Origin of the sequence: Micromonospora sp. ATA51 (assembly GCF_016802855.1) — a bacterium.
GTDB lineage: Bacteria > Actinomycetota > Actinomycetes > Mycobacteriales > Micromonosporaceae > Micromonospora > Micromonospora sicca.
In genome coordinates, this window is sequence record NZ_JAEVHJ010000295.1 from 1 (window position 1) to 8,555 (window position 8,555).

At 75.7% G+C, this 8,555-nt stretch carries 5 protein-coding genes and 3 pseudogenes; 7 read left to right on the forward strand and 1 reads right to left on the reverse strand.

Annotation, left to right across the window (positions count from 1 at the left end; translation table 11 throughout):
• The 7 genes and pseudogenes from JNW87_RS30505 to JNW87_RS30530 all read left to right on the forward strand — a co-directional run.
• Positions 1-170: pseudogene (locus JNW87_RS30505) on the forward strand (DNA polymerase Y family protein); the annotation flags it as partial.
• Positions 171-279: 109 nt separating this feature from the next.
• On the forward strand, positions 280-3,246 hold the full coding sequence (locus tag JNW87_RS30510; RefSeq protein WP_305070473.1) for an error-prone DNA polymerase: 2,967 nt from the start codon (positions 280-282) through the stop codon (positions 3,244-3,246).
• Between the two features lie 29 nt (positions 3,247-3,275).
• Positions 3,276-3,689 carry an OB-fold nucleic acid binding domain-containing protein gene (locus tag JNW87_RS40280; protein ID WP_305070474.1) on the forward strand — a complete coding sequence of 138 codons (414 nt, stop codon included), beginning with the start codon at positions 3,276-3,278 and terminating at the stop codon, positions 3,687-3,689.
• A gap of 316 nt (positions 3,690-4,005) precedes the next feature.
• Entirely contained in the window at positions 4,006-4,755 is a 750-nt protein-coding gene (locus JNW87_RS30515; RefSeq protein WP_201749881.1) for a methyltransferase domain-containing protein, read from the forward strand.
• Positions 4,752-5,934: pseudogene (locus JNW87_RS30520) on the forward strand (alkaline phosphatase family protein). Before JNW87_RS30515 ends, JNW87_RS30520 begins: the two are co-directional and overlap by 4 nt.
• 77 nt (positions 5,935-6,011) lie before the next feature.
• Entirely contained in the window at positions 6,012-7,271 is a 1,260-nt protein-coding gene (locus JNW87_RS30525) for a DNA polymerase IV (protein ID WP_109804325.1), read from the forward strand.
• Between the two features lie 115 nt (positions 7,272-7,386).
• Positions 7,387-7,785, forward strand: coding sequence for a DUF3040 domain-containing protein (locus JNW87_RS30530; RefSeq protein WP_109804324.1), 399 nt, complete (start codon positions 7,387-7,389; stop codon positions 7,783-7,785).
• Positions 7,786-8,080: 295 nt separating this feature from the next.
• Here the strand turns inward: JNW87_RS30530 and JNW87_RS30535 are convergent.
• A pseudogene (locus JNW87_RS30535) lies at positions 8,081-8,555 on the reverse strand (transglutaminase domain-containing protein); the annotation flags it as partial.

Here is an 8,555-nt window from a genome sequence, read left to right on the forward strand (position 1 = left end):
CCGCCCGGCGGAGATCGTCGGCTGGGCCGGTCCGTGGCCGGTGGACGAGCGCTGGTGGCGCCGGCCGAGGCGCGGCGGCGGGCCCGGTTCCAGGTCTGCCTCGCCGACGGGCGCCGCCCTGGCTGCTGGCCGTCGAGGCCGGCCAGTGGCTGGTGGAGGCGAGTCTATGACTGAGCCGGTCCGGCCCGGCACGGGCGAGTCGCGGCGGGTCAGTCGAGAGCGGGGATGCGGGAACGGGTGCCCGCCGCGGCCCGCGGTCGCTCCACCCGGAGCGGCCCGATGAGCTTCCACAATCCCAACCTGCCCTGGTCCGAGCTGGAACGCGTGCTCTCCGGGCGACCCGGCGACGGCCGGTCCGGTGGCGGCCGGTCGGGCGACGGCGGGCGGCCACGGGGCGGACGGCCACGGGACGAGCGGCACCTGCACGTGGTGGATCCCCTCGCCGTGGACGCCGACGGCGGGGACTCCCCGGCCTGGAGCCGCAAGCGGCAGCACTACGAGGCGCCCGAGCTGCCCCGGCCGGACGGCGCGGTGCCCTACGCCGAGCTGCACGCGCACAGCAACTTCAGCTTCCTCGACGGGGCCAGCCACCCGGAGGAGTTGGCCGAGGAGGCCGCCCGGCTGGGGCTCACCGCGCTCGCCGTCACCGACCACGACGGCTTCTACGGGGTGGTCCGCTTCGCCGAGGCGGCCCGCGCGCTGCACCTGCCCACCATCTTCGGCGCCGAACTCTCCCTCGGGCTGCCCGGCCCGCAGAACGGCGAACCCGACCCGCTCGGCCGGCACCTGTTGGTGCTCGCCCACGGCCACGAGGGGTACGCCCGGCTGGCCGCCACCATCTCCCGCGCCCAGCTGCACGGCGGGGAGAAGGGCCGCCCGGTCTACGGCGAGCTGGAGGAGGTCGCCGCCGAGCTGCGCGACCACGTGCTGGTGCTCACCGGCTGCCGCAAGGGGCACGTGCCGGGCGCGCTGCTCACCGAGGGCGTGGACGCGGCGGCCCGGGAGCTGGACCGGCTCACCGCGCTCTTCGGCGCGGAGACGGTGGCGGTGGAGCTGACCGACCACGGCCACCCGGTCGACGCCGACCGCAACGACGCCCTCGCCGAGCTGGCCGCCGCCGCCGGGCTGCCCACGTGGCCACCAACAACGTGCACTACGCCACCCCGGGCCGCGGCGGCTGCCACCACCGTGGCCGCGGTGCGGGCCCGGCGCAGCCTCGACGAGATCGACGGCTGGCTGCCCGCCGCCGCCACCGCCCATCTGCGCAGCGGCGCGGAGATGGCGGCCCGGTTCGGCGCGTACCCGGGGGCGGTGGAACGGGCCGCCGAGTTCGGCGCGGAACTCGCCTTCGACCTGCAACTGGTCGCGCCGCGGCTGCCGGCGTACCCGGTGCCGCCGGGGCACACCGAGATGAGCTGGCTGCGCCACCTGACCGAGCAGGGAGCCCGGGAGCGGTACGGCCCGCGCGAGGCGCACCCCGAGGCGTACGCGCAGCTGGAGCACGAGCTGCGGATGATCGACGACCTCGGCTTCCCCGGCTACTTCCTGGTGGTCTACGACATCGTCGCGTTCTGCCGCGCGCAGGACATCTACTGCCAGGGCCGGGGCTCGGCGGCGAACTCGGCGGTCTGCTACGCGCTGCGGATCACCAACGTGGACGCCGTCCGGCACCGGCTGCTCTTCGAGCGTTTCCTCGCCCCCGAGCGGGACGGCCCACCCGACATCGACGTGGACATCGAGTCCGACCGCCGGGAGGAGGTGATCCAGCACGTCTACGCCCGGTACGGCCGGGAGCACACCGCCCAGGTGGCCAACGTCATCTCGTACCGGCCGCGGTCGGCGGTGCGGGACGTGGCCAAGGCGTTCGGCTTCTCGCCCGGCCAGCAGGACGCCTGGAGCAAGCAGATCGACCGCTGGGGCTCGGTCGCCTCGGTGGACGTCGAGGACATCCCCGAGCAGGTGGTCGCGTACGCCAACGAGTTGCAGACCTTCCCCCGGCACCTGGGCATCCACTCCGGCGGCATGGTGATCTGCGACCGGCCGGTGATCGAGGTCTGCCCGGTGGAGTGGGGCCGGATGCCCGGGCGCAGCGTGCTCCAGTGGGACAAGGACGACTGCGCGGCGGTCGGGCTGGTCAAGTTCGACCTGCTCGGCCTCGGCATGCTCTCCGCGCTGCACTACGGCTACGACATGATCGGGACGACCCTCGACCTGGGCGACATGACCCTCGACGACCCCGAGGTCTACGACATGCTCTGCCGGGCCGACTCGGTCGGGGTGTTCCAGGTGGAGAGCCGCGCCCAGATGGCCACCCTGCCCCGGCTCAAGCCGCGCTGCTTCTACGACCTGGTGGTCGAGGTGGCGCTGATCCGTCCCGGCCCGATCCAGGGCGGCTCGGTGCACCCGTACATCCGGCGCAAGAACGGCCAGGAGCCGGTGACGTACGCGCACCCGCTGATGCGCAACGCGCTGGAGAAGACCCTGGGCGTGCCGCTGTTCCAGGAGCAGTTGATGCAGCTCGCCATCGACCTGGCCGGCTTCGACGCGGCCGGCGCCGACCAGTTGCGCCGGGCGATGGGGGCCAAGCGCTCGGTGGAGCGGATGGCGCAGATCGCCGACCGGCTGTACGCCGGGATGGCCGAGCGGGGCATCACCGGCGAGCTGGCCGACGACGTCTACCGCAAGCTCACCGCGTTCGCCAGCTACGGCTTCCCGGAGAGCCACGCGATGAGCTTCGCCTACCTGGTCTACGCCAGCTCCTGGCTCAAGCGCTACCACCCGGCCCCGTTCCTGGCCGCCCTGCTCAACGCCCAGCCGATGGGCTTCTACTCGCCGCAGACCCTGGTGGATGACGCCCGCCGGCACGGCGTCGAGGTACGCCGCCCGGACATCAACGCCAGCGGGGCGAAGGCCGTGCTGGAGTCGGCGCCGGAGACCCGGTGGGGCAGCCAGCCGGGGGAGCCGCCGCACGCCTGGGGGTTGGGCGGCCCGGCGGTCCGGCTCGGGCTGGGCAGCGTACGCACCCTCGGTGACGACGTGGCCGAGCGGATCGAGGCGGAGCGGGCGGCCGGCGGGCCGTACCGGGACATGCCGGACCTGGCCCGTCGGGTCGGTCTCACCGCCGCGCAGCTGGAGGCGCTGGCCACCGCGGACGCCTTCGCCTGTTTCGGGCTGACCCGGCGGCAGGCGCTCTGGGCCGCCGGCGCGGCGGCCCAGGACCGGCCGGCCGGCTGCCCGGCACGGTGACCGGCGCGGCCCCGCCCACCCTGCCCGGGATGGAGGCGGTGGACCGCCTCGTCGCCGACGTCTGGGCCACCGGCCTGTCGCCGGAGAGCCACCCGGCCCGGTTCATCCGCGACCGGCTGGACGCGCTCGGCGCGGTGCCGATCGCCCGGCTCGGCCGGGTCGAGCCCGGCCAGCGGATCCGGGTCGGTGGGATCGTCACCCACCGGCAGCGCCCGGCGACCGCGGGCGGGGTCACCTTCCTCAATTTGGAGGACGAGACCGGAATGCTCAATGTCACTTGCTCCCCCGGCCTCTGGCAGCGCTACCGTCGAATCGCCCGCACCAGCGCGGCGCTGGTGGTGCGGGGCCGGTTGCAGCGGCACGAGGGGGTTACCAGCCTCACCGCGGACCGGCTGGACGCGATCGAGCCTCCGGTGGCTCCGGCATCCCGGGATTTCCGCTGAGCGGAGTGATCCACATTACGGTGTCCGGGTCCGGGAGGCGGGAGACTTCGGCACGCGCGGGCAGAGTGGCCCGCCCGGCCATGGGGGAAGAACGATGACCCTGAACAGCACACACATCGGTGGAGTGGCGAACGCCCGGCGCACCCGGCTGGCCGCCGGCTGGTCGCCGCCTCCGACGTCGAGGCCCGCGAGTACCAGGTGACCGACGGGCCGGTGGCCAACGCCCACCGCTCCCGCGCGGAGGAGGACCCCGCCGACGGCGGCGAGTCCTGACCCGGAGCGTGCCGCCACCGCCTCCGGGAGTCCGGTGGCGCGGGTGACTAGGCTCGACCGGGTGGAGCAGACTCGAACGCTGACCCCGCGTACCGCCGTCATCTGGTCGGTGCTCCGGGCCGAGCTGGAGCGCCGGGCCGGCGAGCGGCTCACCGTGCTCGACGTCGGCGGCGGGACCGGCGGCTTCGCCGTCCCGCTCGCCGAGGCCGGCCACTGGGTGACCGTGGTCGACGCCAGCCCCGACGCGCTCGCCGCGCTGACCCGCCGGGCCGCCGAGGCCGGGGTCGCCGACCGGGTACGCGCGCTGCAGGGCGACGGCGACGCGCTCGCCGGGCTGGTCGAGCCGGCCAGCGTCGACCTGGTGCTCTGCCACTCCGTCCTCGAGGTGGTCGACGAGCCGGCGTCGGTGGTGTCGGCGCTGGTCGGCGCGCTGCGCCATGGTGGCGCGGCCAGCGTGCTGGTGGCCGGCAGGGCCGCCGCCGTGCTCGGCCGGGCGATGAACGGTCACCTCGACGTGGCCGCCGCGCTCGCCGCCGACCCGGACGGCACCGCGGGGCCACGGGACACCCTGCGCCGCCGCTACGACGTGGACGGCGCCGCCGCGCTGCTGACCGCCGGCGGACTCACGGTCGAGGAGATCCACGGGGTACGCGTCCTCGCCGACCTGCTCCCCGCCGCGGTGGCGGACGGCCAGCCGGCCGCCCTGGTGGAGCTGGAGCGGGCCCTGGCGGCCCGGTCGCCGTACCGGGACCTCGCCGCCCAGCTGCACCTCTTCGCCCGCCGCCCGGCATGACCGGCCCGTCGCCGGCCGTGGCTGGGCGACCAGGTCCGCTCGACCCGGTCGCGCCGCGCTACGGCGGCGGCAGCCTCGCCGACGTGCTGCCCAGCGCCCTGGCGGTGCTCGGCGTCCCCGGCGCGGTCGACCTGCTCGGCCTGGGTCCCCGGCTGGCCGGGGTACGCCGGATCGCCGTGCTGCTGGTGGACGGGCTCGGCTGGTACCAGATCCCGACCGCCACCCGGTACGCGCCGACCCTGGCCGGCCTCGCTGCCACCGTCGGCGCCCCGCTCACCGCCGGCTTTCCCTCCACCACCCCGACCAACCTGGTCAGCCTGGGCACCGGCGCCGCCTCCGGCGCCCACGGCGTGCTCGGCTTCAAGGTCCGGGTCCCCGACACCGACCGGGTGCTCAGCCACATCGAGTGGGCCGGCGACCCGGACCCGTTGATTTGGCAGCCCGTGCCCACCCAGTACGAGCGGGCCCGCGCCGCCGGCGTCGCGGTCACCGTGGTCAGCCGCCCCGAGTACGGCGGCAGCGGCCTCACCCTCGCCGCCAACCGGGGCGGCGACTACCGGGGCGCCTCCGACGTCGACGCGACTCGCCCGGCAGATGCTCACCGCCCTCGCGGCCGGCGCCGGCCCGACCCTGGTCTCCGGCTACCACCCCGACCTGGACCGGCACGGCCACCTCACCGGGGTCGACTCGGCGCCCTGGCGGCTCGCCGCCGCCGACGTGGACCGGCTGCTGGTCCGGCTGGTCGACGGGCTGCCGCGGGACGCCGCGCTGCTCGTCACCGCCGACCACGGCCAGCTCAACGTGCCGCCGGGCCGGCGGGTCGACTTCGACACCGACGCCCGGCTGCGGGCCGGGGTGCGGGTGATCGCCGGCGAGCCCCGGGTCCGCTACCTGCACGTCGAGCCGGGCGCGGTCGCCGACGTGCTGGCCGCCTGGTCGGCGGTGCTGGGTGACGCCGCCCGGGTGACGACCCGCGACGAGGCGGTGGCCACCGGCTGGTTCGGGCCGGTGCCGGAGGAGCACCTGCGCCGGATCGGCGACGTGGTGGTGGTCTGCCGCGACACGTACGCGGTGGTCGCCACCCGGTCGGAGAAGCCGATGGAGTCGCGCCTGGTGGCGTACCACGGCGCGGACACCGCGGCCGAGATGACCATCCCGCTGCTGGTCGTCCGGGGCTGACCGCCCGGTGGTCGGGCCGGCCGGTGGTCGGGTGGTCGGGCCGCTGCGTTGTCGGACCGGGCGGCTAGCCTGCGGGGATGGGCCGCAGCCAGTCGTTGCCCCGGGGCGGCGATCCGCGCTTCGGGCCGGACGCCGACGACACCGGCTGCTCGATGCTGCACGTCGACATGGACGCGTTCTTCGCCTCGGTCGAGGTGCGCCGCCGCCCCGAGCTGCGCGGCCGGCCCGTCGTGGTCGGCGGGATCGGGCCGCGCGGCGTGGTCAGCTCCGCCAGCTACGAGGCCCGCCGGTACGGCGTCCGCAGCGCCATGCCCACCGCGCGGGCCCGGGCGCTCTGCCCGCACGCCGTCTACCTGCCGCCCGACTTCACGCAGTACACGGCGGCCTCCCGGGCGGTGATGCGGATCTTCCGGGACGTCACCCCGCTGGTCGAGCCGCTCTCGCTGGACGAGGCCTTCCTCGACGTGGCCGGCGCCCGCCGGCTCTTCGGCTCCCCGGCGGAGATCGCCCGGTTGATCCGCCGCCGGGTCGCCGAGGAGCAGCGGCTGAGCTGCTCGGTGGGGGTGGCGTCGAGCAAGTTCGTGGCCAAGCTCGGCTCGACCCGGGCCAAGCCGGACGGCCTGCTCGTGGTGCCGGCGGCCCAAGTGCTCGACTTCCTGCACCCGCTGCCGGTGTCGGCGCTGTGGGGGGTGGGGGAGCGTTCGGCCGAGGCGCTGCGCCGCCTCGGCCTGGCCACCGTCGGCGACCTCGCCGAGGCACCCCTGGGCCTGCTCCGCCGGGCGGTCGGCGAGGCCGCCGCGACTCACCTGCACGAGCTGGCCTGGGGGCGGGACCAGCGCCGGGTCAGCCCCGAGCACGTGGAGAAGTCGATCGGCGCGGAGGTGACCTTCGACGCCGACGTCGTCGACCCGACGGAGATCCGCCGGGCGCTGCTCGCCCTGGCCGAGAAGGTGGGCGCCCGGCTGCGCGGCGCCGGTCAGGTGGGGCGCACGGTGTCGCTCAAGGTCCGGCTGGCCGACTTCCGCACGGTCAACCGGTCCCGCACCCTGGGCGTGCCGACCGACACCGCCCGGGAGATGTTCGACACGGCCTGGGCGCTCTGGACCGCCCTCGGCCCCGGTGAGCCGATCCGCTTGGTCGGCGTACGGGTGGAGGGGCTGGCCGCCGCCGGGGAGACGCCGCGCCAGCTCACCCTGGGGGCGCCCGAGCGCGGATGGCGGGAGGCGGAGGCGGCGGCCGACGCCGCGGCTGCCCGATTCGGGCGATCCGTCATAGGTCCGGCCAGTCTTCTCGGCAAGCGTCATCCGGGTCGAGACGAAAATCCGACCCGGCCGTAGGTCGTCCCGCTTTCCGACGCGCGAGCCCCCTCGTAGACTTGCGGGTAAGCAGCCGGTTGGCTGCCACGGTCTGTCGGCCCGAGCGGGCCGACCAACGTGACCGGGGAGGAGTGCCGTGCCGCTCTCGGAGCACGAGCAGCGGCTGTTCGAGCAGATCGAGCGGTCGCTTGCCGAGGACCCCAAATTCGCCTCGGCCGTGCGCGCCAGCGACCCGCGTTTCCACGCGCGGCGTCGCGTGCTCGTCGCTGCCGGCGTGGTCATTGCTGGCCTGGCCCTGTTGGTCTACGGCGTCGTGATCACCACCGCGCTGGTGTCAGTGGCGGGCTTCGTCGTGATGTTGGCCGCGTTGGGCTACGCAGTGCAGTCGCACCGCCGGGCTCAGTCGCCCGACCTGCACGTGGTGGGCGGCACGACCAGTCGTCGTCGTCCCCGTGGTGGTCGTACCGGCCGGCGGGGCTCGTTCCTCGACCGGATGGAGGACCGCTGGCGGCAGCGCCCGGAGGGGCACCGCTGACCACGTCCCACCCCTGAGGGGGTGACGCGACGGCGTGTCGTCGGCTTCTCCGGCGAGCGTGGTCGCATCGTCGCGCCCTGATCCACCAGCTGAGCGTCCAGTGGCCGGCTGACCCTCGGACCCCCGCGGGCCGACGTGAGCGCCCGTCCGCTTGTTTCCCCTTCCCGCGTCCCGGCCGCACCCAGACGGTGTGGCCTTCCTTCTTCGCGCGGGCGCCTGTCCACTCCCGACTCCGCGGTACGCCACCGGCGGTGTCCCGTCCGCCGGCGGGGGAGCGCCGGCGGACGGGACCCGGTCAGCGGGCCAGGCGGCCGGCCAGCAGGCGACGTGGACTCCACCGCAGCAGGCGGTGCCGCACCTGGCCGCCCGTCGCGACGAGGCGGGCGGAGGTGTCCGCGATGGCGCGCCGCCAGCGCAGCAGCACCGACGGCGGCAGCACGGCCGCCACGCAGGCGGGTCCGTCGGTCCGCCCGCGCGGCGAGCGCCCCGCGTACGGTGCGCAGCGCCGGGTGCAGCGCCTCCCCGGTGAGCGGATCGCGGGCGTACCGGGCCCGCTCCTCGGCGCGGCCGAGCAGCCGGGCCGCGGTCGCCGCCAACGCGTCCTCGGTGAGCCTGTCCCGGACCAGCCGGTCGGCGGTCGCCCGGGGGGTCTCCGTCCGGTCCACCGGAACCCGGAAGTCCACCAGCGTGTCCAGCAGCTCGTCCCAGGCGGCGTGGGCGTCCGCGCGGACCCGGTCGGCATCCACCCCGACCATCACCTCGCGCGCCCC

Bases quoted from the DNA above. Each gene is read 5' to 3' on its own strand.
- JNW87_RS30510 (WP_305070473.1), top strand. From the start codon at position 280: ATGAGCTTCCACAATCCCAACCTGCCCTGGTCCGAGCTGGAACGCGTG.
- JNW87_RS40280 (WP_305070474.1), top strand. From the start codon at position 3,276: ATGGAGGCGGTGGACCGCCTCGTCGCCGACGTCTGGGCCACCGGCCTG.
- JNW87_RS30525 (WP_109804325.1), top strand. From the start codon at position 6,012: ATGGGCCGCAGCCAGTCGTTGCCCCGGGGCGGCGATCCGCGCTTCGGG.